27 protein-coding genes are annotated in these 25,574 nt (G+C 71.4%); 8 read left to right on the plus strand and 19 right to left on the minus strand.

The features are described from left to right. Positions 1–30 precede the first annotated feature (30 nt). Positions 31–2,859, minus strand: coding sequence for an ATP-binding protein (locus AC2CHE_RS13225; protein WP_484505203.1), 2,829 nt, complete (start codon positions 2,857–2,859; stop codon positions 31–33). 165 nt (positions 2,860–3,024) lie between these two features. Then, entirely contained in the window at positions 3,025–3,243 is a 219-nt protein-coding gene (locus tag AC2CHE_RS13230) for an FmdB family zinc ribbon protein (protein WP_484505204.1), read from the minus strand. 56 nt (positions 3,244–3,299) lie between these two features. Between AC2CHE_RS13230 and AC2CHE_RS13235 the strand changes: the two genes are divergently transcribed. Next, positions 3,300–4,562 (plus strand): lytic transglycosylase domain-containing protein, encoded by a 1,263-nt coding sequence (locus AC2CHE_RS13235; RefSeq protein WP_484505206.1) that lies wholly within the window; start codon positions 3,300–3,302, stop codon positions 4,560–4,562. A gap of 72 nt (positions 4,563–4,634) precedes the next feature. Then, positions 4,635–5,651, plus strand: coding sequence for a GNAT family N-acetyltransferase (locus AC2CHE_RS13240; protein ID WP_484505230.1), 1,017 nt, complete (start codon positions 4,635–4,637; stop codon positions 5,649–5,651). A gap of 141 nt (positions 5,652–5,792) precedes the next feature. Here AC2CHE_RS13240 and hemB read toward each other — a convergent pair whose 3' ends face one another. The 7 genes from hemB to AC2CHE_RS13275 form a co-directional block, all read right to left on the minus strand. After that, the gene (gene hemB / locus AC2CHE_RS13245; protein ID WP_484505207.1) at positions 5,793–6,776 is read right to left on the minus strand and encodes a porphobilinogen synthase; all 984 of its coding nucleotides are present in this window, start codon (positions 6,774–6,776) and stop codon (positions 5,793–5,795) included. A 35-nt stretch (positions 6,777–6,811) separates the two neighbouring features. After that, positions 6,812–8,392 carry a bifunctional uroporphyrinogen-III C-methyltransferase/uroporphyrinogen-III synthase gene (locus AC2CHE_RS13250; protein WP_484505209.1) on the minus strand — a complete coding sequence of 527 codons (1,581 nt, stop codon included), beginning with the start codon at positions 8,390–8,392 and terminating at the stop codon, positions 6,812–6,814. Further along, the gene (hemC, locus tag AC2CHE_RS13255) at positions 8,389–9,360 is read right to left on the minus strand and encodes a hydroxymethylbilane synthase (protein ID WP_484505210.1); all 972 of its coding nucleotides are present in this window, start codon (positions 9,358–9,360) and stop codon (positions 8,389–8,391) included. The genes AC2CHE_RS13250 and hemC overlap by 4 nt, the downstream gene beginning before the upstream one ends. Further along, complete coding sequence (locus tag AC2CHE_RS13260; RefSeq protein WP_484505211.1) at positions 9,357–10,685, minus strand: glutamyl-tRNA reductase; 1,329 nt, start codon at positions 10,683–10,685, stop codon at positions 9,357–9,359. The genes hemC and AC2CHE_RS13260 overlap by 4 nt, the downstream gene beginning before the upstream one ends. Continuing rightward, positions 10,682–11,455, minus strand: coding sequence for a redox-sensing transcriptional repressor Rex (locus tag AC2CHE_RS13265; RefSeq protein WP_484505213.1), 774 nt, complete (start codon positions 11,453–11,455; stop codon positions 10,682–10,684). The genes AC2CHE_RS13260 and AC2CHE_RS13265 overlap by 4 nt, the downstream gene beginning before the upstream one ends. A 343-nt stretch (positions 11,456–11,798) precedes the next feature. Continuing rightward, positions 11,799–12,461: an HAD family hydrolase gene (locus tag AC2CHE_RS13270; protein ID WP_484505214.1), complete on the minus strand. Its 663-nt coding sequence runs from the start codon at positions 12,459–12,461 to the stop codon at positions 11,799–11,801. A 69-nt stretch (positions 12,462–12,530) separates the two neighbouring features. After that, entirely contained in the window at positions 12,531–13,496 is a 966-nt protein-coding gene (locus AC2CHE_RS13275) for a fatty acid desaturase family protein (RefSeq protein ID WP_484505231.1), read from the minus strand. Between the two features lie 348 nt (positions 13,497–13,844). On the opposite strand from AC2CHE_RS13275, the gene AC2CHE_RS13280 reads away from it, so the two are divergent. The 3 genes from AC2CHE_RS13280 to AC2CHE_RS13290 are packed head-to-tail and all read left to right on the plus strand — an operon-like array spanning position 13,845 to position 15,019. Then, entirely contained in the window at positions 13,845–14,078 is a 234-nt protein-coding gene (locus AC2CHE_RS13280) for a hypothetical protein (protein WP_484505215.1), read from the plus strand. 51 nt (positions 14,079–14,129) lie between these two features. After that, complete coding sequence (locus AC2CHE_RS13285; RefSeq protein ID WP_484505216.1) at positions 14,130–14,561, plus strand: phage holin family protein; 432 nt, start codon at positions 14,130–14,132, stop codon at positions 14,559–14,561. Then, positions 14,558–15,019 (plus strand): DUF3618 domain-containing protein, encoded by a 462-nt coding sequence (locus tag AC2CHE_RS13290; protein WP_484505217.1) that lies wholly within the window; start codon positions 14,558–14,560, stop codon positions 15,017–15,019. The genes AC2CHE_RS13285 and AC2CHE_RS13290 overlap by 4 nt, the downstream gene beginning before the upstream one ends. A gap of 101 nt (positions 15,020–15,120) precedes the next feature. Here the strand turns inward: AC2CHE_RS13290 and AC2CHE_RS13295 are convergent, their stop codons facing one another. Continuing rightward, positions 15,121–15,828: a PRC and DUF2382 domain-containing protein gene (locus AC2CHE_RS13295; protein WP_484505218.1), complete on the minus strand. Its 708-nt coding sequence runs from the start codon at positions 15,826–15,828 to the stop codon at positions 15,121–15,123. Positions 15,829–16,016: 188 nt separating this feature from the next. Between AC2CHE_RS13295 and AC2CHE_RS13300 the strand changes: the two genes are divergently transcribed. After that, on the plus strand, positions 16,017–16,418 hold the full coding sequence (locus AC2CHE_RS13300; RefSeq protein ID WP_484505219.1) for a DUF4190 domain-containing protein: 402 nt from the start codon (positions 16,017–16,019) through the stop codon (positions 16,416–16,418). A gap of 74 nt (positions 16,419–16,492) precedes the next feature. Here AC2CHE_RS13300 and AC2CHE_RS13305 read toward each other — a convergent pair whose 3' ends face one another. Together AC2CHE_RS13305 and AC2CHE_RS13310 are read right to left on the minus strand one after the other, a co-directional pair. Further along, positions 16,493–16,744 (minus strand): glutaredoxin family protein, encoded by a 252-nt coding sequence (locus AC2CHE_RS13305; protein WP_093403479.1) that lies wholly within the window; start codon positions 16,742–16,744, stop codon positions 16,493–16,495. Then, positions 16,737–16,964: an AMP-binding enzyme gene (locus AC2CHE_RS13310; protein WP_484505220.1), complete on the minus strand. Its 228-nt coding sequence runs from the start codon at positions 16,962–16,964 to the stop codon at positions 16,737–16,739. The genes AC2CHE_RS13305 and AC2CHE_RS13310 overlap by 8 nt, the downstream gene beginning before the upstream one ends. Positions 16,965–17,554: 590 nt before the next feature. Here AC2CHE_RS13310 and AC2CHE_RS13315 point away from each other — a divergent pair. Both AC2CHE_RS13315 and AC2CHE_RS13320 read left to right on the plus strand, forming a co-directional pair. After that, a complete protein-coding gene (locus AC2CHE_RS13315) occupies positions 17,555–18,502 on the plus strand; it encodes an ECF subfamily RNA polymerase sigma factor, BldN family (protein ID WP_484505221.1) in 948 nt (315 codons plus the stop codon). Positions 18,503–18,783: 281 nt separating this feature from the next. Next, positions 18,784–19,644 carry a DUF5667 domain-containing protein gene (locus tag AC2CHE_RS13320; protein ID WP_484505222.1) on the plus strand — a complete coding sequence of 287 codons (861 nt, stop codon included), beginning with the start codon at positions 18,784–18,786 and terminating at the stop codon, positions 19,642–19,644. 63 nt (positions 19,645–19,707) lie between these two features. Here AC2CHE_RS13320 and AC2CHE_RS13325 read toward each other — a convergent pair whose 3' ends face one another. The 7 genes from AC2CHE_RS13325 to AC2CHE_RS13355 all read right to left on the minus strand — a co-directional run. Then, positions 19,708–20,517, minus strand: coding sequence for a lysophospholipid acyltransferase family protein (locus AC2CHE_RS13325; RefSeq protein WP_484505232.1), 810 nt, complete (start codon positions 20,515–20,517; stop codon positions 19,708–19,710). A gap of 158 nt (positions 20,518–20,675) precedes the next feature. Then, positions 20,676–21,755, minus strand: coding sequence for an NAD-dependent epimerase/dehydratase family protein (locus AC2CHE_RS13330; RefSeq protein ID WP_484505223.1), 1,080 nt, complete (start codon positions 21,753–21,755; stop codon positions 20,676–20,678). 117 nt (positions 21,756–21,872) lie between these two features. Continuing rightward, positions 21,873–21,974, minus strand: coding sequence for a 30S ribosomal protein bS22 (locus AC2CHE_RS13335; RefSeq protein ID WP_007465623.1), 102 nt, complete (start codon positions 21,972–21,974; stop codon positions 21,873–21,875). Between the two features lie 221 nt (positions 21,975–22,195). After that, positions 22,196–22,405 (minus strand): helix-turn-helix domain-containing protein, encoded by a 210-nt coding sequence (locus AC2CHE_RS13340; RefSeq protein WP_007465625.1) that lies wholly within the window; start codon positions 22,403–22,405, stop codon positions 22,196–22,198. A 225-nt stretch (positions 22,406–22,630) separates the two neighbouring features. Continuing rightward, on the minus strand, positions 22,631–23,815 hold the full coding sequence (locus AC2CHE_RS13345; RefSeq protein ID WP_484505224.1) for an ABC transporter permease: 1,185 nt from the start codon (positions 23,813–23,815) through the stop codon (positions 22,631–22,633). Further along, on the minus strand, positions 23,812–24,531 hold the full coding sequence (locus tag AC2CHE_RS13350; protein WP_484505225.1) for an ABC transporter ATP-binding protein: 720 nt from the start codon (positions 24,529–24,531) through the stop codon (positions 23,812–23,814). The genes AC2CHE_RS13345 and AC2CHE_RS13350 overlap by 4 nt, the downstream gene beginning before the upstream one ends. Continuing rightward, positions 24,528–25,574, minus strand: a 1,047-nt coding sequence (locus AC2CHE_RS13355; RefSeq protein ID WP_484505226.1) for an efflux RND transporter periplasmic adaptor subunit, incomplete at its 5' end; no start/stop codon positions are given. The genes AC2CHE_RS13355 and AC2CHE_RS13350, both read right to left, overlap by 4 nt.

Below are 25,574 nucleotides of genomic sequence, written 5' to 3' on the forward strand. Positions count from 1 at the left end.
CCGGGAACCGCGCGCGGACTCCCGAGGGTCTCAGGCGTGCTCGGTGTGCCGGTCGATCGTGCTGGGCCGGGGCGACGCGGAGCGGCCCGCTCCCGAGGCGAACCGTCCCGAATCGGCCGCCAGGTCGGGATGCTCGACACCGAGCGCCAACGCGACCGCCTCGTCCAGCCCCAGTTCGGCGCCCTCGCTGTACGCCTCGTCGAAGGCCGCGTCGTCCAACACCCGCCGCAGCGCCGCCTGCCGCTCCGTCCAGTACGCCTCGAAGATGCCCGGCGTCGACCGCAGGCCCGCCCGGGTCGCCTGGGCGGCGCCGAAGAGCCGGGCACCGGTCAGCGGCTGGTCACCGACCGCGCAACGCACCGCGACCGCGTTCAAGGTGTCGCAGGCCCGACCGTGGAAGCCGTGATTCATCCGCGAGCGAAGCGCCACCAGCAGGTGCTCGTGCGCGGCCACCAGGTCACCCCGCGCCAGCGCGACCATGCCGAGCAGCATGTCCACCGAGCGGCGCCCCCGGTCGACCGGCCGGGACGCCTCCACCGGACGAGCCGCACCGAGCAGATCCGCCGCCTCGCTCAGCGCGCCCCGCCGCCAGAGCAACTCGGCCAGGCGGAAGACGGCGAACAACGCCTCCGACTCGACCCCCTGGTCCTGCGCCCAGTCGATGACCTCCCGGCAGACCCGCTCCGCCTCGGCGAACTGTCCCATATCGACAAGAGGGGCGGCACGGCCGGCGAGCACCCGGGCCAGCAGACCGGCGTCCCCGGCCTGGCGGGCCGCCGCCTCGGCCCGCTGCGAGTAGCGCAGTTCCTCGCCGAACTCGCCGTCGCCACCGGCGTGCAGCGAATGCATGTGGTAGGCCGCCGCCAGCTCGTCCTCCGGGATCACCTCACCGGTCTCGGCCAGGCGGCCGTAGAGCCGGAACAGCCAGAGCCGCCCTTCCCGGGCCAGTCCGCGCTCACGCCACCACTGGTCCAGCCCGCCGGCCAGCCGCAGGCCGACCCGGGCACTGCCACCTGTGGCGCACCAGCGCAGCGCGGCACGCAGCTCACCGGCGAGTGGATCCAGCGCGTACAGCGACAGCGTCACCGGTTGCCCGTCCGGGCCGAGGTGCGCCCGCTCCAGGGCGTGCGTTGACCAGGCCACGTGCCGGTCACGGGCCGCCCGCTCCTCGCCGGCTTCGGCGAGCCGACGCGCCGCGTACGCCCGGATCGGGTCGAGCATCCGGTAGGTGCAGCCCGCCGCGTACGGCTCCGCCAACACCATGGACTTGTCGACCAGCACCGACAGCGGATCGAGGGGATCGTCGTCGAGCAGCCATTCCACCGTCGCCAGGTCGACCGGGCCGGCGAAGACCGCCAGCCAGCGCAGCAGTCGCGCGGCTCGTGGCCCGAGGGTCCGGTAGGACCAGGTCACCGTGGCCTGCATGGTCAGGTGTCGTTCGACCGCTGAACGGGCCGCCGCCCGGGTCGCCGGGGCCGAGGGGTCGACGCCGGTGGCCGCCGCGGCCAGATCGACCGTGTCTCGCTGATTGCCGGTGTTGCCCGGATCGCCCGGTGGTGGCAGCGGATCCGCGCGGCCGGCGTCGAGCGTGCCGAGCACGTCGTCGAGACGCTCGGCGAGCTGACCGACCGAGAGCACCCGCAGCCGAGCCGCGGCCAATTCGATGGCGAGTGGCAACCCGTCCAGACGGCGCACCACCCGCCGGATGTCGGCCGACTCGGACGGGTCGGGTTGCCGCCCGCCCCGGGCCGCCGCCGTACGATCCAGCAGCAGCGCCACCGCGTCGCTCTCGGTGCCGTCGGGCGCCGGGTCGACGGACAGCGGCGGGATCCGCCACACCACCTCGCCCGGCAGCCCCAGCCGTTCCCGGCTCGTCGCCAGCACCCGCACCCCACCGCCACCGGCGAGCAACCGGGATACCGCCTCGGCGCAGGACGCCGGCTGGGCGTCGCAGGTGTCGAGCACGATCAGCATCCGGCGGGCAGCGGCGTACTCCACAAGCGTGTCGACCATCGGGCGGCCCGGCTCCGGACGCAGCCCGAGCACGGCGGCGACCGCGAAGGCGACGAGCCCGGGATCGGTGACCGCGGCGATGTCGACGAACCAGACGCCGTCCGGGTACTCGTCCACCAGGCCGATGGCGAACTCCACGGCCAGCCGCGTCTTGCCGGTGCCACCCGCGCCCAGCACGGTGACCAGCCGGTGCCGGGCCACGAGTCGCCTCAGCTCGGCGCGTTCGGTCTGCCGACCGACGAACGTGGTGACCTGGATCGGCAGGTTGTGCGCCACCGCGTCGGCGGTGCGCGGTCGCGGGAACTGCCGCTCCAGACCGGGTGCGACGAGTTGGAAGAGCCGTTCCCGGTCGTCGAAGCCACGCAGCCGGTGCAGCCCGAGGTCGAGTAGGCAGGCGCCGGCCGGCAGTGGACGGGCCCGCCGCGCCGTGGCGCCGGAGCAGAGAATCTGCCCGCCGTGCGCCGCAGCGGCGACGCGGGCTGCCCGGTGCACCTCCGGACTGGCGTACTCGCCGTCGCGTGGCTCCGCCCAACCGGTGTGCAGTCCCATCCGGACCCGGGGGGTCGCCTCGGGGGTCGGCCAGTCGTGTTCACCGAGCGCCCGCTGGGCGGTCAGACAGGCGGTCAGGGCCGCGCTGGCGTCGTCGAAGGCCAGAAAGAACGAGTCGCCCTCGGTCAGCAACTCCGCCCCCTCGGTCGCCGCGATCGTGCCGCGCAGCAGCCGTCGATGCTCGGCCAGCACCGGCCGATAGCCCGACCCGAGCAGCTGTGCCAGCCGGGTGGAGCCCTCAATGTCGGTGAAAACAAAGGTCACCCAGCCGGTCGGGAGGTGGATCCGTGGCGGCATGCGTGGAACCTCCCCCCTGGTCTCGGCACCATACTTCCCGAGACCGGATCATCACGCATCGTGAGAACGGTCGGCCGAGACTCCGACCCAAGGTGCCATCGGACCCTGCGTCCGGGCAAGGCCGGCATCACCCGTACCACCCATCCACGACCGTTGCCGGCGCGGTCAGCAGCCGCAGCCGCCACCACAGCAGCCGCCACCGGCGGCAGCGGACGCGGCACTGGATCCGCCTCCGCCGCGCCCGGTTACCGCGACCGTGGAGAGCAGTTTCACCGTGTCGGCGTGCCCCTGCGGGCAGGGCGCCGGCTCACCGGCTCGCGCCATCGGACGGTTGACCTCGAAGGTGGCGCCACAGGCGCGGCAACGGAACTCGTACCGGGGCATGACATCAGCCTACGACCGGACCTGACGTCGGCGGGGACATGGGTGATACTCGACGGGTGGCAGACGGCGAAGAGCGCAGCACCCTTCGGCCCCTCCGATCGGCCACGCCGCGCGCCGACTCCGGTGCCGGCCCGGACGGGCCGGCGACCAGGCTGCCCCGGCCCCGCCGACCCTGGCTCAGTTCCGGCAAGCCCGCAAAGGACGCGGCCCCCAAGCCCGCCGACGACGCGGCCCCCAAGCCGGCCGACGACGCGGCACCGGAATCATCCACCGCCGGGTCGGACCCGGCAGCGGCCGTCGACAACGCCGCAGGCACGTCGACGGGCCCTGCGGCTCCTGAGTCGACACCGAAGACCACTGTCGAGGAGTCCACTCCGGAGTCCGGCGCACCGGCAGCCCGGCGTCGCCGGGTCCGCTTCGTGCACGCCGTACGCCTGCCGGCGCCGCGTGACGCGGCCCGGGCGACCCGCGACTGGTCGCGCCGGCCCAGTGGTCGGTTGACGCTGCCTGGCGTGTTCCTGCTGGCCCTGATCGCCGCGACTGCCACGGCCGGCGCGCTGCTGGTGCCGGCCACGCTTGGTGCACAGCGTCCGGTGGCGGTCGACGCCACCGCCGGCGTGCCCGACGCGCTGCCCAGCGACCTGCCGCCGTCCGGCGCGGTACCGCCACCGGGGCAGTTCCCGCCACCCACCGCGACCCTTCCGCCGGGCGCAACCCCACCGGGCACCGCCGCGCCGGTCGGTGGACGCCCGTCCGACGCCCTGGCCGGCTGGGCCCGCGACACCGGCGCCAAGGTCGGTATCGATCCGATCGCCATGCAGGCGTACGGCTACGCCGAGCTGGTGCTCGCCGAGACCGATCGCGCCTGCGGCCTGAGCTGGACCACGTTGGCCGCGATCGGTCTGGTCGAGTCCCGCCACGGCCAGGCCAACAACGCCCAGCTCGGCGCGGACGGCCGGGCTGTCCCGGAGATCATCGGTCTACCGCTGGACGGTGCGGGCAACCGGATGCGGATCGCCGACACCGACCGGGGCGAGTTGGACGGCGACACCACCTACGACCGGGCGATCGGGCCGATGCAGTTCATTCCGACCACCTGGGCGGAGATCGGCGCCGACGCGGACAACGACGGCCGCAAGGACCCGCACAACATCCATGACGCCGCGCTCGCCGCCGGCATGTACCTGTGCAAGGGCGGCCGGAACCTCACCATTCCGGGTGACTGGTGGAACGCGATTCTGTCGTACAACGCCGTCCGAAAGTACGCCCAGGATGTCTTCGACGCCGCCAACCGGTACGGACAGGCCAGTCGCACGTGAAGTGATCGTCCGCGTACGTTGGAGAACTGGACACTTCCCCCCGGCTGCGGTTAACGGCAAGCTAGACGGGTGATGGTGCGCGAGTGGGACCCCAGGACCGCGTCGTCCGCCGAGATCGCGTCGCTGCTGGACACGCTGAACGCGGTCCTGGCGGCCGATCTCCCGCAGGATCCGCCGTGGCGGGAGAGTTCCCTACGGGAGTACCTCGCCGAGGTGATGCCGGGCGAACGGCGGATCTCCTGGATCGCCGAGGAGGATCCCGCTGCCGACGGCACCCCGGGAGCCATCCTCGGTCAGGTGCACGTGCTGCTGCTCGGCAACATCGGCGTGCTCGAGGTCCTGGTACACCCGAGCGTGCGGCGCAGTGGACTGGGCCGTGATCTCGTCCTGCGGGCGGGCCGACGCGTCTACCAGGAGGGCTTCGAGTCGATCGGGGTGGAGGTGGTCGGCGACACTCCTGCCCTCGCCTTCTACGAATCGCTCGGCTTCAGCCGGGAGTACGTCGAGACCCGCAGCGTCCTCGACCTCTCCGGCGTCGACTGGGCCGAGTTGGCGGAGATGTCCACCGGGCTCGGTTCGGGCTACCGCGTCCAGTTCCACCCGGGCGGCCCGCCGGACGAGCTGATCGAGGCGTACGCGCGGGCCAAGGCCGAGATCCGCGACATCGAGGACGGCGAGCTACGACCCAGCTCGTACGATCCGCAGCGGCTCCGGGACAGTCTCGACTGCCTGCACCGACGGGGCATGAAGCCGTACATCGTGCTCGCGCTGCACGAGCAGACCGGTGAGGTGGCCGGCCTGACCGAGGTGGTCGTGCCGGCTCAGCATCCGACCCGTGCCGACCAGTACGACACGATCGTGGTGCAGGATCACCAGGGCTACGGCATCGACCGTGCGATCAAGGCTCGGATGCTGTTGGAGCTGCGCTCCGCCGAGCCGCAGTTGACCGAGGTGCAGACCTGGAACGCGCAGGCCAACGAGGCCATGCTCAAGGTCAACGCCGAGTTGGGTTACCACACCGACCGGGACTGGTGCGAATACAGCATCGACGTCGCCGAGCTGGTCCACCGTATCGACAGCACCCGCTGACCCGGTCGGCTTGCCGGTGAGCGGGGTAGCGCAGCACGACCCTGCCCTCCTGGTCGACGGCCACGAGGTAGAGCCCGGCCGCACCCAGCAGCCACTCCAGCACGGCCAGACTCGGCGTCAGCTTTGACCCGAGTTGCTGGGTCAGTAGCGCTGGCGGAGCAGTTGGGCAGCCTCGACGGCCCAGTAGGTGAGGATGATCTGGGCACCGGCGCGGCGGATCGAGGTGAGCGTCTCCAGCATCACCCGCTCCCGATCGATCCAGCCGTTCGCGGCGGCCGCCTCGACGGTCGCGTACTCGCCGGAAACCTGGTAGGCCGCCACGGGGACATCCACGGCGGCGCGGACCGCCGACACCACGTCGAGGTACGGCAGCGCCGGCTTGACCATCACCATGTCGGCACCCTCGGCGACATCCAGTTCGACCTCGCGCAGCGACTCGCGCAGGTTGGCCGGATCCTGCTGGTAGGCCCGTCGGTCCCCCTCCAGCGCCGACTCCACCGCGTCGCGGAAGGGGCCGAAGAAGGCCGAGGCGTACTTCACGGCGTACGCGAGCACGGCCACGTCGGTGTGACCGGCCGCGTCGAGTGCCCGGCGTACCACCCCGACCTGGCCGTCCATCATCCCGGACGGGCCGACCACACCGACCCCGGCGGCGGCCTGGGCCACCGCCATCTCGGCGTACGCGGCGAGGGTGGCGTCGTTGTCCACCTCACCGGTCGGGGTGAGCACCCCGCAGTGCCCGTGCGAGGTGAACTCGTCCAGGCAGAGGTCGCTCATCACCACGGTGGCGTCGCCCACCTCGGCCACCACGTCACGGATCGCGACGTTCAGGATGCCGTTCGGATCGATGCCGCCGGAACCGCACTCGTCGCGCGACGCCGGCACGCCGAACAGCATGATGCCGCCGACGCCGGCCTGCACCGCCTCCACCGCCGCCTTGCGCAGCGAGTCGCGGGAGTGCTGGAGCACCCCCGGCAGCGAGGCGATGGCGCGCGGCTCGGTCAGCCCCTCCTTGACGAACATCGGCACGACCAGCTCGGCCGGGTCGACGCGGGTCTCGGCGACCAGCCGACGCATCGCCGCAGTGCGGCGCAGCCGGCGGGGCCGGATCTCTGGGTACGGCACGAACCCTCCCTGACGACCAGCCGGAGCCGCGACGGCTACCGGAACCTCAGCGCGGTCGGCCCCTGCACCTTCGAACCACGGCGCTGCTTCGCCGGCATCGCGGCGAGCTTCTCCCGCAGCTCGACGGCGTAGCCGGCGAGCGCCTCCACCAGATCGGGCACCGACGCGTGCGGGGGCTGGACGTCGACCCGCAGGCCGAACTCCGTCGCGGTCTCCGCCGTCTTGGGCCCGATGACAGCGACAACGGTACGCGTGTGCGGCTTGCCGGCGATGCCGACCAGGTTCCGGACCGTGGAGGACGAGGTGAACAGCACCGCGTCGAACCCACCCGACTTGATCGCGTCCCGGATCTCGGCCGGCGGCGGAGCGGCCCGCACCGTCCGGTACGCGGTCACGTCGTCGACCTCCCAGCCGCGCTCGGTAAGCCCGGCGGCGAGCGTCTCGGTGGCGATGTCGGCACGGGGCAACAGCACCCGGCCGACCGGGTCGAGCACCTCGTCGTGCGGCGAGAACTCGGCCAGCAGACCCTCTGAGGACTGCTCACCGGAGGGGATCAGCTCCGGCTGGATGCCGAAGGCCCGGACGGCGTCGGCGGTGGCGTCGCCGATACAGGCGATCTTGACGCCGCCGAAGTGCCGGGCGTCCAGGCCGTGCTCGGCGAACTTCTCCCAGACCGCCCGCACGGCGTTGACCGACGTGAAGATCACCCAGGCGTACCTGCCGTCGACCAGGCCCTTGACCGCCCGCTCCATCTGGGCCGGGGTACGCGGTGGCTCGACCGCGATGGTCGGCACCTCACAGGGAATCGCCCCGTACGCCCGCAGCCGGGCACTCATCGCGCCGGCCTGTTCCTTGGTGCGCGGCACCAGCACCTTCCAGCCGTACAGCGGGCGGTTCTCCCACCAGCTGAGCTTGTCCCGCTGGCCCACACCGTCGCCGACGGTCAGCACGACCCGACCGGTGAAGCCGAGTGCCGCCGCGACGAAGGAGTCCACGGTCGACGTGGTGGTGTACTGCGTCTCACCGGTGCCGTCCCCGGTCACCCCGACGTCGGTGCCGCCGTCCACGCCGGCGGCGAGCAGCCCGTCACGGATCGCGGCCAGGTCACCGGCATCGACCGCCAGCGCCAGCGAACCACGCCGCACGGCTGCGGCCAGCGCGTCGAAGTCCAGGGCAGTGACGTCCTCGACGTCGGCAGCGGTGCGTACGCCGGGCAGCGGCACGCCCGCGTAGGTGGCCACCCCCTCGGCCTGGCCGACTCCGGGAACCACCTCGAAGTGCGCGGCGGTACGCGCCACCGCCTGCACCTCCTTGACCACCGAGTCGTGGCCGAACGGGTCGCCGGCCACCAGGTGCACCGCGTTCTGCCCGGAACGGGCCGCCGAGATGAGGATCTTGGCCACGTCGCCCGGCGCGCCCTCGGCCGGGGTGAACTGCGCGTCGGAGCTGGCCTCGGCCCGGACGACGTCGAGCAGCGACTCGGGGACTCCCCGGTCGTACACCACCTGGTCGGCGTCGACCAAGGCGTCGTGCGCCCGGCGGGTCAGCAGGCCCGGGTCGCCGGGTCCTGCCCCGACGAACGCGATACGGCCTACGGGCTTACGGGTGCGGGTCATTCTGTGCTCCCAAATTGCTGGGTCCCCGGGCCGTCGTGTCCTTGCGGGCCGAGGATCGAGTCGGCGCCGAGGTCGAGGAGTTCGGCGGCGAGTGCCTTACCGATCTCCGCCGCGTCGGCGGGCGTACCGGTGCGGGACAGCCGGACCTCGTGGCTGCCGTCCGGGCTGATCACCGCCCCGCGCAGGTAGATCTCATCGCCGTGCTCGCCTTCGGCGAGTTCGGCGTAGGCGGCGACCGGAGCGGAGCATCCGGCCTCCAGGGTGGCCAGCATCGCCCGCTCCGCGGTGACCGCGGCGCGGGACGGCGCATGGTCGAGCAGGGCGAGCAGCTCGACCAGGTCGGTGTCGTCGAGCCGGCATTCCACCGCCAGGGCCCCCTGAGCCGGGGCCGGCAGCATCAGCATCGGGTCGAGCGTCTCGGTGACGGCGTCGGCGCGGTCGATGCGGGTCAGCCCCGCCCGGGCCAGGACGACGGCGTCCAGGTCGGCCTCTGGGCCGAGCACCCGGGCCAGCCGGGTGTCGATGTTGCCCCGGATCGGGGTGACCGACAGCGGCATGCCCAGCGCGTGCAGCTGGGCGATCCGGCGCAGCGCGCCGGTGCCGACGACCGCGCCGGGTGGAAGCTCGGCAAGCGTCAGGCCGTCGCGGGCGATCAGCGCGTCGCGCGGATCCTGTCGTGGCGGCACCGCGGCGATGTGCAGCCCCGGCGCGGTCGCGGTGGGCAGGTCCTTGTACGAGTGGACCGCGAAGTCGATCGTGCCGGCGACCAGCGCGTCACGCAGCGCGGAGACGAAGACGCCGACTCCGAGCCGGTGCACCGGCGCGCCGGACCGGTCACCGGCGGTGACCACCTCGACCAGTTCGACGGGGCGTCCGGTGCGGGCCGTCAGTGCCTCGGCGATGTGGCCCGACTGGGCCATCGCCAGCTTGCTACCTCGGGTACCGAGGCGCAGCGGGGCCTCGTTCATCGCTCGCCTCCGGTGGGTGGGGTGATGTCGGGCACGGTGTCCACCGGCGAGGTCTGCGGGACCTGGAGATCGAACAGTTCCCGCAGCAGGGCCGTGTACTGGTCGCCGCCGGGTTCTGCGGCGAGCTGACGGACCCGCACCGTCGGCTGGTGCAACAGCCGCTGGACCACCCGGTGCACGGTACGGGCCACCTCGGCGCGCTGGTCGTCGGTGAGGTCGGGGCGGCGCTGCGCGAGCCGGTGCAGTTCGGCGGTGACCACCTCGTCGGCTCGACCGCGCAGGGCGGCGACGGTCGGGGCGACATCGGCACCGCGCAGCCAGCTGAGGAAGGACTCGACCTCGGTGGCCACGATCCGCTCGACGGCGGCGGCGTCCGCGGCGACCGGACCTTCGGCGAGCAGCGCCGCCATCCGGTCGATGTCGATCACCTCGACGCCGGGCAGCTCGGCGACGTCGGGGCCGACGTCTCGCGGTACCGCGAGGTCGAGCAGGACCAGCGGGCCACGCCCGGGGTCGCGCTCGGCCGCCGCGGCAGCCACCACCTCGCGGGTGAGGACCGGCTCGGTAGAGGCGGTGGCGGCCACCACGATGTCCACCGTGGAGAGGGTCTCGGCCAACTCGGCCATCGGTCGCGCACCGGCACCGTACGACTCGGCCAGCCGGACGGCCCGGTCGGTGCTGCGGTTCGCCACGGTCAGCGGCCCGGCACCGAGCCGGGACAGCGTCGCCACGCCCAGCGAGCCCATCGCCCCGGCACCGACGATCAGCGCGGGGCGGCCGGTGAGGTCGTCGTCGAGGTGGCCGGCGGCGAGCCCCAGCGCGGCGGTGACCACGCTCTGGCCGGCGCGGTCGATGCCGGTCTCCGAGTGGGCCCGCTTGCCGACCCGCAGCGCCTGCTGCATCAGCTCGTGCAGCAGCCGCCCGGCGGTGTCGGCCGCGCTGGCCCAGTGGTAGGCGTCCCGGAGCTGCCCGAGAATCTGCGCCTCGCCGATCACCATCGAGTCCAGGCCGACGGCGACCCGGAAGACGTGATCCACAGCAGCCGAGTCGAAGTGCACGTAGAGGTGGTTGGCCAGCGCGGCCGGCTGGCATCCCGCCTGCTCGGCGAGGACGGCACAGATGTCGCCGAGCCCGCCGTGGAAGCCGGACACCGCCGCGTAGACCTCCACCCGGTTGCAGGTGGAGACGAGGACGGCTTCGCTGACGTACGGCTGCGCCACCAGGCGCACCAGTGTGCGGTCGAGCCCGCTGGGTGACACCGCGAGTCGTTCCAGGGTGGCGACCGGTGCGGTGCGGTACGACGCGCCCACGACGAGGAGTTTCACGTGCCGATCGCCTCCTGGCTCTCGGTGACCGCGAGTCCGCCGCCGGGCAGGGCGGTGAGGGCGGACCCACCGGCGGCGGGAAGCGCGGTCAGGGATGCCTTGCGGTGCTCGTGGAACGACAGGATCTGCAACTCAATGGCCAGGTCGACCTTGCGCACGTCGACCCCTTCGGGGACCGAGAGTACGCACGGTGCGAAGTTCAGGATGCTCGTGACGCCGACGGCGACCAGACGATCCGCCACCCGTTGCGCGGCGGTGGCCGGGGTGGCGATGACACCGATCGCGATGGATTCCTCGGCGGCGACCCGGGGCAGCTCGTCGATGTGCCGCACGACCAGTCCGTTGATCTCCTCGCCGACCCGTTCCTGATCGGCGTCGAGGAGGGCGGCGATCCGGAACCCCCGGCTGGCGAAGCCGTCGTAGCCGGCCAGGGCGTGACCGAGGTTACCCACCCCGACCAGGGCGACGGCCCGACGCTGGGTGAGCCCGAGCACGTACTCGATCTGATCGATCAGCAGCCCGACGTCGTAGCCGACGCCCCGGGTGCCGTACGAGCCGAGTTGGGAAAGGTCCTTGCGGAGCTTGGCCGAGTTCACTCCGGCGGCGTTGGCCAACCCCTCGCTGGAAACCGTCTCGTGACCGTTTTCGGCGAGATTGTGCAGGGCACGAAGGTATTCGGGGAGCCTGGCCACCGTCGCTTCCGGCAGATCCGGTAGCGCCGGTACGGCACCTGCGCGACCGGGCGCGCCAGGGTGACGGTGCTGACTCATGAGACTCCGTGCGGTGCGATCCTCGACCAACTCCACCGGCCGGCCGTTTCGGGACTCCCGCTGGCGACCGATGTTGCCGGCTGTGCTAGCAGGGCGCGTCGGAATTACAGAGTAGGCGCTTGTGAAGACGTGCACAAATCGCGATCTTGCTGGCACGGCCCGCGCCCTCACCGGCCCCTCCATCCCACAAGATCGATCATCACCTCGCCGTAGGCACCCGTGCGATTATCGCTCAATCCCGACTTCTCTGACCAATCACGCGCAGTCCCTGACCCCCAGGCCGATCGACCGATCATGAGGTTATCGCCCCGAAGCGCCGATTCTGCGAGCTACAACTTCATGATCAGCGCGTCCTGGCGGTGGAATCGGTGGCGAGGGTCACGGCCTCGGTGAGGGTGTCGGCGACCGGGTGGCCGGAGGCGAGCAGTCGGGCCCGGTCGGTGAATCCACCGGCGTAGAGGACGGCGCGGCCACCGACGGAGAGGGCCGCGTCGGCATCGTCCAGCGAGTCGCCGATCAGCACCACCGACCGGCCGTCGACGCCCAACGCGTCCAGATGCCGTGCCAGCGAGTCAGCCTTGCGGTCGCCGCCCACCTGCGCCCGCAGCCCGTCGACCCGGGCGAACCGGCCGGTCAGACCGTACGTCTCGACGGTGGGTACCAACTCGTCGTGGAACCACATCGACAACAGGGACTGGCTGCCCGGCCAGGCCGCCATCGCCTCCACGGCTTCGTGCGCCAGCTCACAGGTGTTCAGACCCACCCGGTACGCATCGTGGAAGATCTTGTCCAGCCGGCTGAAGGCGTCGTCGTCCACCGCGCGACCGAGCACCTCCGCGTAGTAGTCGGCGATCGGCCGGCGAAACCGGACCCGGTGTTCGTCGGGGGTGACGCTCGGCCCGCCCTCGCTGGCGAACACCGCGTTGGTGCAGGCCACCACGAGGCTGAGATCGTTGAGCAGGGTGCCGTTCCAGTCCCACACCAGATGAGGGCTCGCAGAGGTCATCGCCGCACCCTATCCGGCGGCAGGAGGGCGCCAGGTCTCAGCGGCGGTGCGGGTTCTGCGGAGTCCGTCTCAGTCGCTGGTTCGTCCGGTGCCGATTGCCCGGAGGTGGGCCAGCGCTTGTGCCCAGGACTGGATCAAAGGTGTTTCGTGGTAGGCGATGTCGTGGTCGCTACAGAATTGGCGGATGAGTGGCTGGGCGTGACGCAGGTTGGGTCGGGGCATGCTGGGGAAGAGGTGGTGCTCGATCTGGTAGTTGAGCCCGCCGAGGAGTGTGTCGAGCAGCCGGCCGCCGCGGACGTTGCGGGACGTGAGGACCTGTCGGCGTAGGTAGTCGAGGTTGTCGGCCTCGGTGAGGATGGGCATGCCCTTGTGGTTGGGGGCGAAGGAGCTGCCCAGGTAGAGGCCGAAGAGGGCTTGATTGACCAGGATGAACGCGATTGCCTGCGGAACGCTCAGGATTAGGAACACGGCCGTGAGGTAGGCGGTGAGGTGCAGGCCGAGTAGACCTGCCTCGGCGGGTCGGTGTCGGAGCCTGCCGCGACCGACAACTGCCCGGACGCTGTTGACGTGCAGGTGTAGGCCCTCCAGCATGAGCAGGGGGAAGAACAGTGCTGCCTGGTGGCGGACGAACAGCGCCCGCAGGCCGCGCAGCGTCGCGGCCTGGCGCGGGGTGAAGGACAGCGGGGCCACCACGATGTCGGGGTCGTGGCCTTCGGTGTTGGGGTGGGCGTGGTGGCGGTTGTGCTTGTCGACCCACCAGCCGTAGCTGATTCCGGTAAGCAGGTTGCCGCAGATGAGTCCGATGACGTCGTTCGCGCGGCGGGAGCGGAAGATCTGCCGGTGCCCGGCGTCGTGGCCAAGGAACGCCAGTTGCGCGAACAGCACCGCGACAACGGCCGCGGTAGCCGTCTGCCACCACGACGATCCGAGCCGGACGAACACCACGCCTACCACGCCGAGGCAACCCAGCACCGTCGTCGCCCGTATGGCGTAGTAGCCGGGCCGTCGGTCGAGCAGGCCCGCGCCTCGGACCATGCGCGACAGGTCGGCGTACTCACTGCCCCGCTCACGTTGGACACCAAGGTCTGTATCACTCACCGTCGCCACCCCTTGCGTAAGCCACGTCGATCAACTGGTCGGCCCTGCCGTGAAAGGCAGGCGCGCGATCCGTGCGTGGTCCGAAGGACACCGAACAAGCAAACCGCCGCTGGTGGTCCCAGTTTCCCTCACCGCCGCGGCTGCGTAGGAGGAAATGCGCGGCTCACAGCGGGCGATACGCAGGTGGCGCTCACCTTCATGTAAGTGCGCCGATTAGGTGCGCGGGATCGTCGGTCGAGTCCGATAATCAGCACTATGCAGCCACGTTGGATTCAGGGAGTAGTCATGGCACGCAAGAAAGGGCTCCCCCCGCGGCAAGCCCTCATTGTTGCCTTCGCCGCAGGGGCGCTGACCGGAGCGGCGGGCACGCTCGCGCTGCGACGTCGTCGGCCGGACGAGGGCATCTCGGAGGGTGACGTCGCTGCATGGCTCGACGAGAGCGTCAGTCCGTCTCTGGGCGGCCGTCTCGACGCCCCGTCTCAGGAGCCTGCGGGCGCACCGGCAGCGCAGCACGGCTGACCCGCGCAGCGCCTCAGACCACTGCGGCGTGTGACAGAGATGAGAGTACTGATGGCGGAACGTTCTACCGGCGACCGCGGTTCGGCGTCTGCTGACACACCGGTCGCCGAGTTGGTGCAGCGGGCCACCGAACAAATCACCCGGTTGGTGCGCGACGAGTTGACGATGGCGCGGGCGGAGATGACCGCCAAGGGCAAACGGGCCGGGGTCGGGGCCGGACTGCTCGGGGGCGGTGCGATGCTCGGGCTCTTCGCCGGCCTGACCGCCGTGGCCACAATCGTGCTGGCCCTGGCCGCGATCATGCCCGACGCCGTGGCCGCCCTGATCGTCACGGTGATCCTCGCCATCGCCGCCGCGATCGCGGCGCAACGCGGCAAAAAGCAGGTCCAGAAGGCCATGCCCGTCACTCCCACAGCGACCAGGGACAGTGTGCGAGCCGACGCCGAGACAATACGCGGCGCATCGACCCGGAGGCAGCCATGAGCACGCCAGCCGCAGGCAGCAACCCGGACCAGACTCGACACGACATCCAACAGACCCGCGCTGAACTCGGCGAGACCGTAGCCGCCCTGGCAGCCAAGACCGACGTCAAGACCCGTGCGCGCACCAAGGCCACCACTGCCGTCGGCGGTCTCCGCCAGCGGGTCACCCAGGCCGGCCAGTCGGCGAAGGCCGCAGCCACGCAGCTGACCCGTACGCTGAGCCAGAAGACCTCTCGGCTTGCCAAGCCAGCCGCGCAGAAAGCCCAACAGGCCAGCAGCACGGTGAAGGCCGGTGCGCAGACCACCGGCAAGGCCGAATCGACTCTAGTCACCTCGGCCCGCACCTTAGCCACCAAGGTCGGCACCTCCATACGGGCGAAACCCGTACCGGTGCTCGCCGCTACCGGCGCGACCGCCGCTCTTGCGGCCGTTGCCTACCGACGCCGCCGGTCCCGATAACGTAAGCAAGGAAGGACGCGCGGACGGGTCCTCGCGACCCGCCCGCCCCCAGCGAACTTCGAGCACGGCAACGCGTGTCGCGGCTGCCGGCCTGGAGCTCGTTACCGCCGTCGGCGGCTGGGCTCCGGGATGTTCGCCTCGACCTCTTCATGCCGGACCCGCTCATCGACCGGCTGGTCCTCGACCACCTCGTCCTTGGCCAGACGGACACGCTCGACGGGCACCTGCTCCTTGCCCACCACCGGCCGCTCGGCACGCAGGATCATCTCCTGCTCGCTCTCGCCGATGTCGGCGCGGGCGTTGCCTGCATTCGCCGCGGTGATCGGCTCGCGCTGCACATAGGCCTCGTCGTGCTCGACCGGCACCGTGGTGTGCACGTCCTCGGTCACCACGTACTTGCGCAGAACCGCCTTGCCCGCCGGCTGGCTCTGCGTGCCGACGCGCAGCCGCTCCTCCGAGCGAATCACATCGCCAGCGCGCTGCGGAGCCTGCTGCTGAATCCGGTAGTGCGCGAACAACTGCGCGGTCTGTTCGGCGTTCAGCGGCCGGTCGGTATCTGGCTGCACGGTGGGAGCGCTCTTCACCGTCCCCATGTCGTAGGCGACCGCCAACCGCCCGTCCTGCATCCGCGCGTCACCCAGCGGAACCATCGACTCGTGATGACCCATAACGCCGGTCTTCACGCTGACCCACATCGGATACCCGTCGGCGTCGGCCCATACCTGGCCGACCTTACCGATCTTGGCACCCGACTGGTCCTGGACGTCCTGGCCATACAGCGAACGCACCTGCTGATCAGTGAGTCGCATCGGTCGTCCTTCCTCTCGCGTGTCAACCCACCGCGTACCCGAGCACGTCCACGCCATGCACTGCGGCCTCGTGCCAGGCCGAGGCCGCAGCCCCGGGCGGTCGAGGCGAGGGTGCCCGGCGGGCATAACCGACGACAGATCGGGCAATCACGACCGAACTGCGACCAATGCGCAGAAATGAGGTAGCCATGGCGACGTCAAACCCACCGGCGGATGCGAACCGACCAATCCACCCCATTCCTCAGCCGACCAGCGGTTCCGAACCGGCTGCCAAGACCAGCGCGGCAGCCACATTCGCGCTCGTGTTCGGAGTCGCCGCCCTGATCAGCGTCCTCACCGTGATCTTGTCACCGGTCGGACTTCTACTCGGGATCGTGGGCATCATCCTCGCCGTCATCGGCATGCGCATGTCCCGACAACCCGCTATCACTGGCCGCGGGCTCGCGATCGGCGGCCTCATCCTCAGCGTCCTGGCGGTGCTGGTAGCCCTCGCGTTCGCTGCCGGAATCACCACCTTCCTCAACAACGAGGACGCGGTCAACCGGCTCGATCGCCGCGTCGAAGACCTCCGAGACAAGCTGCCTCGCTGAGCGGGGTGTAGGGAGCTGTCTCGTCGAGAGCGACCGGCAGTAGGTGTCACCTCGGTCGGCAGCCGTTGATCCGCTCAGAGCTGCGGTGTGGTCAGGTCGCGCAGCAGCCGTTCCTCCTCGACCCGCCAGTAGCCGTGCTCCCTACCATCGAGCAGCACCACCGGCAGCCGGTCGCCGTACTCACGTTCCAGCTCCACGTCGCCGCTGACGTCCCGTTCGGTCCACCGGTCGCCGGTGACCGCGACCACCCGGTCGAGCGCCGCCTTGGCGTCCTCGCAGAGGTGACAGCCGGGGCGGGTGATCAGCGTCAGGCGGGGTTCACGCATCGGTCTCCTCCGTCGTACCGAGCAGGGTCTGGGCACTTGAATCTGGCCAGATTACGCGTGCGGTGGGGATCAGCTCGGTACCGGCCACCGTGGCCTGCGGCACCGGCACCACGTACGCCCGGACAGTCTTTCCGGTCCTCGGGTGCGGCACACCCACTACGGCGGACTCCGCCACCGCCGGATGGGCCGACAACACCAGCTCCACCTCGTGCGGGTACACGTCGAAGCCTCCGCGCCGTCCGGCCAGTATCCGAAGAACAGATTCGCGTCGCGGACCACGAGTTGACCCGGATCGGTGACCGCGGCGGTCCGGTGAGTCCCGCGTACGGAACCGGACCACGTCACCGACGGTGCGGCACGGCCGCGACGGCAACGCGTCGCAGGCGTCCCGCTCCGGCCCCGGCACCAGCCTCCACCGGCCCGGAAAGCCGACCGGCGATCCAGCCCCTCACCAGCACGAACAACGGCTCCACTGCGGATCAGCCGGGCCGCCGGTTGTCAACCACACCCGACGGACAACCGGTCCGCCAGGTCGGCGACACGTCGGGAAATACTTCGGCTCTGTGTAACGGACTTGCCACGCGCGGGTGACGTTGGCCCTATCATCACTCGGGTCGGCTCACCCCATTTGCCGTGAGTCGACACCCCTCAGCCCGAGGAGGCCCCCGTGCCGTTGAGCGCATTGGACCAGCACCTCAAGGGGATCTGCCGCCCGCCGGCACACCCCGGAGCCAACCTGCCCGACGGGGCGACGACCGGCCGACCGGTCGTCGCCAGCCCGCCGGCCCCGGGCGGAACGGAGGCGGCGCGATGACCACCTTCGGCTTCGCCGAGCGTCCGGTCGGCCTGACCGGTCCGGCTGCCCGCACTCCGATCAACGAACGCGGCGGCGGGCACAGCGCGCCGGACGCGTCGGCCAACCTCGCCGTTCGAGGCGACGGCACCGCGCATCGGGTGGGCAGCCGGCCACATCAGAACGAGCCGCCGCATCGACCACCCGCGCCCGGGGGGAACGCCAAGCCCGCCGGCGGGCGGGTCGCCTCCCCGAACCGCCCGACGATGCCGGCCCAGGCCCGGCGCAGCGGGGATGCCCCGGTTACCGAGGTGTCCACCACCGAGACGGCGGTCCTTCCGGCGGTAACCGAGACGACCGGCACCTCGACCGGTTACCCGAGCCGCCCCGATCCCTCCGATCCGGCGACCGAGGTGTGGACCCTCGTCGAACGCGCCCAGGCCGGTGAGGCCGAGGCGTTCGGGCTGATCTACGACCGCTACGTGGACACGGTGTTCCGCTTCGTCTACTTCCGGGTCGGCAACCGACAACTCGCCGAGGACCTCACCTCGGACACCTTCCTGCGCGCCCTCAAGCGGATCGGCAGCTTCACCTGGCAGGGGCGCGACCTCGGAGCCTGGCTGGTCACCATCGCGCGCAACCTGGTCGCCGACCACTTCAAGTCCGGCCGGTACCGGCTGGAGGTGACCACCGGCGATGTCCTCGACGCCGATCGGGAGGATCGTGGTCCCGAGGGCAGCCCGGAGGCGGCGGTGGTGGAGCACATCACGAACGTCGCCCTGTTGAGTGCGGTGAAACGCCTCAACCCCGAGCAGCAGGAGTGCATCGTGCTCCGCTTTCTCCAGGGCTTCTCGGTCGCCGAGACCGCCCGGGCGATGGGCAAGAACGAGGGCGCGATCAAGGCGTTGCAGTACCGGGCGGTCCGGGCCCTGGCCCGGCTGCTTCCGGACGGCTTCCAGCCGTGACCCGCCCGCACCGCGACGCCGGCCGTCCAGCCCGACCGGCTCCCGAGCCTCCGCGATCTGACAGCGATCACTTTGCGTAATTTCGGCACCGACCGGGCCGTAACCCGCCCCCGGCGCGGCGCGTTTCTCCGGGTGCGACCGGTGACAGGTCGGGAACCCACGGGGTCCTCGGATGATCTGCGACGGAGCCGACGACGGCCTCTGCCGTGCAGTCACGGGATCATCGGTCGCTGGCGGTGAACGCGGCCGACCGGCCGTGACCAGCGAGAGGAGGTGCCACGGTGGACAACGCCCTCTTCTCCCGTCGGCGCGCCGAGCGCTTCGCGCAGCTTCTCGACGAAGCCAACGGCGGCCGACGTCATCACGTGCGATCCAGGGACGACGACCGGCTGGTGCCGCTCGTGACGCTCGGTCGTCGCCTCGGTGCCAATCCGTCGGCGGCCGAGGCCGACCCGGAATTCCGCACCGGACTGCGGGCGATGTTGCTGGCCACCGCTGCTCGCGAGGGCATCGGTGCGCCTGCCCCCGTCCGGCCCGCCGAGAGGTCGGCTTCCAGTCGTGGAGCGCTACTGCCCGCGGTGACCGCCCGTCGGGCCCGCGCCCGCGGTGCGATCCTGATCGGCATCGCCGCCGGTGCGGTGGCCGTTTCCGGCATCTCGGCGGCCAGCGAGAACGCGGTGCCCGGTGACCCGCTGTACGGGATGAAGCGAGGCACCGAACGGGCGCAACTCGCACTCACCAGTTCCGAGATCAGCCGGGGTCAACTCTTCCTCGACTTCGCCCGTACCCGACTGGCCGAGGCGGCCACGTTGCGGGGCAACCCGAGCGGCTACAGCGCCGTCTTGGACGACATGGACGCGGACACCCGACAGGGCGTACGCCTGCTCGCCGGAGCGGCCGCCCAGCGCTCGGACCCGGCGGCGCTGGCCGCGGTCGACGCCTTCCTCACCGACCAGCGGCGTTCGCTGAACGCGCTGGAGGGCCGGGGTTCCCGGATCGACCGGGTGCGCACCAGCGAATCGTTGGCGCTGCTCGAGTCGGTCGCCGAGCGGGCCGACGCCATGCGCGCCGCCATCGCCTGCTCCCAGGCGCTCACCGTCACCAGCGACACGCTCGGCCCGATCCCCGCCGTCTGCTCCTGACCGGGCGGCACTGCGAGCCTGCCGGGAGAATCAGCACGGCCCCCGGGTCACGCTGGTGATCGGTCAGGGACCGAACGGATCGGGTCGACGCCTCAGCAGTTGGTGCACGGTCTGCTGAATGGTCTCCCGTACCTGGTCGGCAAGGTTGAACACGACCAGCGGGTCGTCCGCCGTATCCATCAGGTGCTCCGTCGGGATCGGCGGGCAGAACTCGATCAGCCACTTGCTCGGCAACGGCACCATGCCCAGCGGCCCGAGCCAGGGGAAGGTGGGTGTCACGGGAAAATACGGCAGCTTGAGCAGCCGGGCCAGTGGCTTGATGTCGGCGAGCATCGGGTAGATCTCCTCGCCGCCGACGATCGCCACCGGGATGATCGGGGTGCCGGTGCGCAGCGCCGCCGAGACGAAGCCACCCCGCCCGAAGCGTTGCAGCTTGTAGCGTTCCGCGTACAGCTTGCCGATGCCCTTGAAACCCTCCGGGAAGACGCCGACCAGTTCGCCGTGGCGCATGAGCCGCTCGGCGTCCGGGTTGCAGGCCACCGTGCCGCCGGTCTTGCGGGCGATCTCGGAGACCACCGGCATCCGGAAGACCAGGTCCGCACCGAGCAGCCGCAGATGGCGGTGCTCGGGATGCTCGTGATGCAGCGCGGTGGAGAGCATCAACGCGTCCATGGCCACGGTGCCGGAGTGGTTGCCGACGATGAGTCCCGCCCCGCCGGTGGGCACGTGCTCCAGGCCGGTGACCTCGGTGCGGAACCAGTCGCGGTAGAGCCGGCGCAGCAGCGGGTGGAAGACCGCCGACGTCAGATCCCGGTCGAAGCCGAACTCGTCCACCTCGTAGTCGCCGGCCAGCCGTCGCCGCAGGAAGGCCAGGCCGGTGGCGACCCGGCGGTCCCAGACGTCGTCCGCCTGGTCCGGTACCGCCGGACGGTGTCCGTTGCGCCGTGCCGGATTCGCGTCGGGGGTCGCCGGCGCCGGCACGGCGTACCGGTCGTCTCGGCGCCCCTCGTCATGGCGCTCCTCGGGCTCGGTCACGACCGCTCCCGGACGGCGGCGCGCACCTGCCGGATGTGATCCAGCACCAACTGCTCGGCGGCGGCCAACTGTTCCCGGGTCACCACGGCACGCCCGTGGTGCGCCCGGATGAAGTCGTCGAAGGCGGCGGCGGTCGAGCGGGGCGTGAAGGCGAACTCCCGTTCCAGCCGGGAGATGTCCACCACGCGGCCGTGCACGAAGAGGTCGACCTGGTCGAGGCCGTAGCGGCCGAAACCCATCACCCTGGCGAGCGCGACGGCGCCGGACAGGCTCGGCTCCAGCACCGGCACTGCGACCCGCCCGGCTCGGCGGATCGCCTGCGACAACGCGAGCACCCCCGGCCCCGCGACGTTGAAGGTGCCGGGATGGTCTTCGACCACCGACCGGTGCAGCACCTCCAGCGCGTCGTCGAAGTGCAGGAACTGCAGTCGGGCGTCCCGACCGAGGATGGTGGGCATCACCGGTTGCGCGAAGTAGCGGGTGAGCGTGGTGTCCGCCGTCGAACCGATGAACGGCGCGAAGCGCAGCACGGTGGCGGTGACGTCACCGCGCCGACGACGGAAGCCTCGGACGTACCCCTCGATGTCGAGGATGTCGCGACCGAAGCCGCCCCGCGGCACCTCGCGCGGCTCGGTCTCCTCGGTGAAGACGGCCGGATCACGGAACGAGGCACCGTACGCCGCCGTGGAGGAGCGCACCACGATCTTGCGCAACCGTGGTGCCCGCTGACACGCGGCGAGCAGCTGCATGGTGCCGATGACGTTCTGCTCCTTCATCGCCGCCCGGCCGCCGTGCTGCGGATCCGGGGAGCTGACCAGAGCCAGATGCACCACGGTGTCCACGTCGAGGTCGACGAGGAGGCCACCCACCGAGCCGGCGTCGACCCGGATCCGCTCCACCCGGTCGAGCAGTACGTCGATGTCAGGCCCCGGCTCCGGCTCCGGCAGGTCGATGCCGATGACCCGGTCGATCCGCGGATCAGCGGCGAGCCGGGCGGCGACGTGCGCGCCCAGATAGCGGCTGACCCCGGTCACGACGACGACCCCCGGAGGGCTCTGGGAGCCACCGGGGGTCATGTCTGGCACCTACCCCGACAGGTGGGACCGAGCCGGGGCAGCCACGGCCTGATCACCTGAGCCTCCGAGGGTCGACAGTTGGCGAGGGACGGACGCCGGGACCAGGCCCGGCATCGGTCACTTGCCGAGACGGCGACGCTGGACGCGGGTCTTGCGCAGCAGCTTGCGGTGCTTCTTCTTAGCCATGCGCTTGCGGCGCTTCTTGACCACCGAGCCCATACGACAGCCTTTCGATGCAACGTGCGGCGCGACCGGGAGGACACCACGAACCCGTGGCGTCAGCGACCGCTTGCGGACAGAGATCGGACCGGCGGGATGGGCGGCGGAGCGCACCAGCGGTCACGATCAGAGTCCAGCGTAGCGGGACTGCGTCAGCAGGACCAACGCGCCCCCGCTCGATGCCCGTTCCGCCGGGCCCGCGTGACCCGGCGGCACCAGGGTCAGGCGGTCTCCTGGAAGGCGCCGCGCAGGTACTCGTGCACCGCATGCTCCGGCACCCGGAAAGACCTGCCCACCCGTACGGCGGTCAACTCACCGCTGTGCACCAGGCGGTAGACCGTCATCTTCGACACCCGCATGACCGTCGCCACCTCCGCGACGGTCAGGAACTTGACCTCCGACAGCCGACCGTCGGACTGCGACCCGGCCATGGCTCACCCGACCCATCCCATGCCCGGCGCGGGCCGCCACACGGGTCCTCCCGCGCGGCCGGCGACGCGCGTGTTACCAGTACGGTAGCGGGACGGCTGTGACCGGCGCGATCCCTTCCTGCAACTGATCATGGATCGGCCCGGCCTGGCCACGAAAAACCCCTGGTCGGGTGCCGTACCCAGACTTTCGGCAACGATCAACATCGGCCGCGAGTATCGGGGATGTCACTCGGTGCGCAGGGCCACCACCGGGTCGAGCCGACCGGCCCGCTGGGCGGGCACCACCCCGAAGACGATGCCGACCGCTGCCGAGACGCCGAACGCCAGGGCCAGCGACCACCAGGTCACCGCCGCCGGGATGGGTGAGAGGGCGGCCACCAGCAGCGCGCCGCCCACCCCGAGGGAGATCCCGGTGAGTCCACCGACAGTGGTCAGCAGTACCGCCTCCAGCAGGAACTGGACGCCGATGTCCCGGGGACGGGCGCCGACCGCCTTGCGCAGTCCGATCTCCCGGGTCCGCTCACGGACCGAGACCAGCATGATGTTGGAGACACCGACCCCGCCGACCAGCAGCGAGATACCCGCGATGGCGGCCAGTACGCCGGTCAGGATGCCGAGGATGTCGCCCAGCACACCGAGGATCTGCTCCTGGGTGACCGCACTGAACTCGGTACCTGGATGCCGACCGTTCAGCTCGGCCACGATCCGCTCGCCCAGTTCGTCGATCCGTTCCCGGTCCGGCGCCTTCACCGCGATGGCGTCGACCCGCTGGGTGCCGTAGAGGCGTTGCGCCGCCGTCACCGGTACGTGCACCTCGTCGTCCCGGTCGACGCCGAGGCTCTGCCCGAGCGGGACGAAGACGCCGATCACCCGGAAGCGGACGCCGGCCACGTTGATCTGCTGGCCGACCGCCTCCCGGTCCGGGAAGAGGGACCGGGCCACCGAGTCGCCGAGCACCGCGACCCGCCGGCCGGTGTCCACGTCGGATCCGGTCAGGTAGCGCCCCCGCCCCAGTTCCCGGGCGAAGACGGTGGGAGTCGTCTCCAGCACCCCCTGGACGGTGGTGAAGTCCTCCCGGTTGCCGGCCCGCACGGTCGCACCGGAGGCAACCGTCACGGCCACCCGGCTCGGATCACCGACCACCCGGCCGACGGCGTCCACGTCCTGGAGGGTGAGCGGGGAGAGCGCCGGCGCGCTGCCCACGTCCAGCCGTCCCGGCACGACCAGCAGCAGGTTGGAGCCGAGCCCCTCCACCTGCTGTTCCACCCGCTGCTTGGTGCCGGTACCGATGGCCACCAGCAGCACCACGGAGGCCACCCCGATGATCACCCCGAGCATGGTGAGGGCGCTGCGCAGCCGGTTCGCACGCAGCGCGTCCCACGCCACCCGCCACGCCTCGGCCACCCTCACGCGCCGGCCCCGCCGCCGCCCGAGGTGGCCGCGCTGTCGGCGACGACCACCCCGTCCCGCATCGCGACACGTCGCTGGGCCCGGGCCGCCACCTCCGCGTCGTGGGTGACCATCACCAGCGCCACCCCGGACTCGACGTTGAGCCGTTCCAGCAGTTCCAGCACGGCGGCGCCGGTGCTGCTGTCCAGGTTGCCGGTCGGCTCGTCGGCCAGCAGCACCGTCGGGTCCGTGACCAGCGCCCGGGCGATGGCGACCCGCTGCTGTTCACCACCGGAGAGCTGGTTGGGCCGGTGGTGCAACCGGTGCCCCAGGCCGACCCGGCCCAGCATCGCGGCGGCGCGCTCACGCCGCTGGCGCGCGCCCACGCCCCGGTACACCAGTGGCAACGCCACGTTGTCCACGGCCGAGGTACGCGGCAGCAGGTGGAACGCCTGGAACACGAAGCCGATGGTCTCGTTGCGCAGCCGGGCCAGCTCCGGGGCGGAGAGGGTGCCCACCTCCCGGCCACCGATGACCAGCCGGCCGCCGCTGGGCTGGTCCAGACCGCCGAGCAGATGCATAAGCGTGGACTTCCCGGACCCGGAGGGCCCGATCAACGCGACGTAGTCCCCAGCCGCGACGGTCAGCGACACACCCCGCAGGGCGGGCACGGAGACCCCGTCCAACTCGTACGTCCGGGAAACGTCGAACGCCTCGATCGCCGGCGCCCGGCTCACCCGACCTCCTGGCCCTCGCGGATCTGGTCGGTACCCCGGACCACGATCCGGTCTCCGGCCTGCACCCCGTTGACGATCTGCACCAGGTCCTGGCCCTGCACGCCAACGGTTACCACCGCCCGGTCGACGCGGCCGTCGCGGACCAGCCAGACGGTGTCCCGACCGTCGACCGAGAAGAGCGCCGACGCGGGCACGGTCACCGCGTCCGCCTCCTCCCGGACCCGCAGCCGCAGCACCGCGTTCATGCCCGGGCGCGGGGTGGGTGCCGGCTCGGCCTCGCCGTAGCGGCCGGCGCCCAGGGCGAGTCGGACCCGGTAGCTCACCCCGCCCCGCGCCGACGTGGTGGGCAATATGTCGATCGAGCGGACCGTGGCCTCGTAGGTGGCGCCGGTGACGGCGTCCAGTTCGACGGTGCCGGTGAGTCCGGGCCGGACCAGCAGCACGTCCGTCTCGTCGACCTCGGCGAGCAGGCCCAGGTCGCGGGTGTCCACCACGGTCAGCACCGGGGTGCCGGCGCTGACCCGACCACCCACCGGAACCGCGGTGTCCACCCCGGGCGGCGGGCCGGCCGGGGCGCCGAGAGCCCCTGGGTCGATCCCCGCTGGCATCCCGCCCGACTCCAGCAGCCCGGCGAGCGCCCCCGCCGAGCCACCGCCGGTGCTCACTCCGCCCGGCTGCACGACCCCGGCGATCGGCGCACGCAGGGTCAACGCGTCGACGGTCGTCTTGGCCAGGTCGTACGCCTGCTGGGCCTGAAGTCGCTGGGCGGTGGCGAGCGCGCCGACGGCGGAGTTCAGGCTCCGGACGCCGCGTTGTACCTCCCGTACCGCCTGGTCGGCGGCCCGGGCCGCCGAGTCGTACCGTCGCTGTGCCGCTTCGATCTGGGTGAGCAGCGCCTTCCGGAGCTTTCGATCGCTGATCTTCGCCGCCGCGGCACGGGCGGCGGCGTGCGTCTTGTCGGCGGCGCGGTCGGTGCCACGCAGGGAAGCGGCGAGGTTGCCGCCGCCACCGCCGGCACCGGCGCGCTTCGCGGCGGCCAGGGC

The sequence above is a fragment of the Micromonospora sp. ATLC16 genome (assembly GCF_057196645.1).

Coding starts and splice junctions, on each gene's coding strand:
- AC2CHE_RS13225 (WP_484505203.1), bottom strand. CDS start 2,859: ATGCCGCCACGGATCCACCTCCCGACCGGCTGGGTGACCTTTGTTTTC.
- AC2CHE_RS13230 (WP_484505204.1), bottom strand. CDS start 3,243: ATGCCCCGGTACGAGTTCCGTTGCCGCGCCTGTGGCGCCACCTTCGAG.
- AC2CHE_RS13240 (WP_484505230.1), top strand. CDS start 4,635: ATGGTGCGCGAGTGGGACCCCAGGACCGCGTCGTCCGCCGAGATCGCG.
- AC2CHE_RS13250 (WP_484505209.1), bottom strand. CDS start 8,392: ATGACCCGCACCCGTAAGCCCGTAGGCCGTATCGCGTTCGTCGGGGCA.
- hemC (WP_484505210.1), bottom strand. CDS start 9,360: ATGAACGAGGCCCCGCTGCGCCTCGGTACCCGAGGTAGCAAGCTGGCG.
- AC2CHE_RS13265 (WP_484505213.1), bottom strand. CDS start 11,455: ATGAGTCAGCACCGTCACCCTGGCGCGCCCGGTCGCGCAGGTGCCGTA.
- AC2CHE_RS13270 (WP_484505214.1), bottom strand. CDS start 12,461: ATGACCTCTGCGAGCCCTCATCTGGTGTGGGACTGGAACGGCACCCTG.
- AC2CHE_RS13275 (WP_484505231.1), bottom strand. CDS start 13,496: ATGGTCCGAGGCGCGGGCCTGCTCGACCGACGGCCCGGCTACTACGCC.
- AC2CHE_RS13280 (WP_484505215.1), top strand. CDS start 13,845: ATGGCACGCAAGAAAGGGCTCCCCCCGCGGCAAGCCCTCATTGTTGCC.
- AC2CHE_RS13285 (WP_484505216.1), top strand. CDS start 14,130: ATGGCGGAACGTTCTACCGGCGACCGCGGTTCGGCGTCTGCTGACACA.
- AC2CHE_RS13290 (WP_484505217.1), top strand. CDS start 14,558: ATGAGCACGCCAGCCGCAGGCAGCAACCCGGACCAGACTCGACACGAC.
- AC2CHE_RS13295 (WP_484505218.1), bottom strand. CDS start 15,828: ATGCGACTCACTGATCAGCAGGTGCGTTCGCTGTATGGCCAGGACGTC.
- AC2CHE_RS13300 (WP_484505219.1), top strand. CDS start 16,017: ATGGCGACGTCAAACCCACCGGCGGATGCGAACCGACCAATCCACCCC.
- AC2CHE_RS13305 (WP_093403479.1), bottom strand. CDS start 16,744: ATGCGTGAACCCCGCCTGACGCTGATCACCCGCCCCGGCTGTCACCTC.
- AC2CHE_RS13315 (WP_484505221.1), top strand. CDS start 17,555: ATGACCACCTTCGGCTTCGCCGAGCGTCCGGTCGGCCTGACCGGTCCG.
- AC2CHE_RS13330 (WP_484505223.1), bottom strand. CDS start 21,755: ATGACCCCCGGTGGCTCCCAGAGCCCTCCGGGGGTCGTCGTCGTGACC.
- AC2CHE_RS13335 (WP_007465623.1), bottom strand. CDS start 21,974: ATGGGCTCGGTGGTCAAGAAGCGCCGCAAGCGCATGGCTAAGAAGAAG.
- AC2CHE_RS13340 (WP_007465625.1), bottom strand. CDS start 22,405: ATGGCCGGGTCGCAGTCCGACGGTCGGCTGTCGGAGGTCAAGTTCCTG.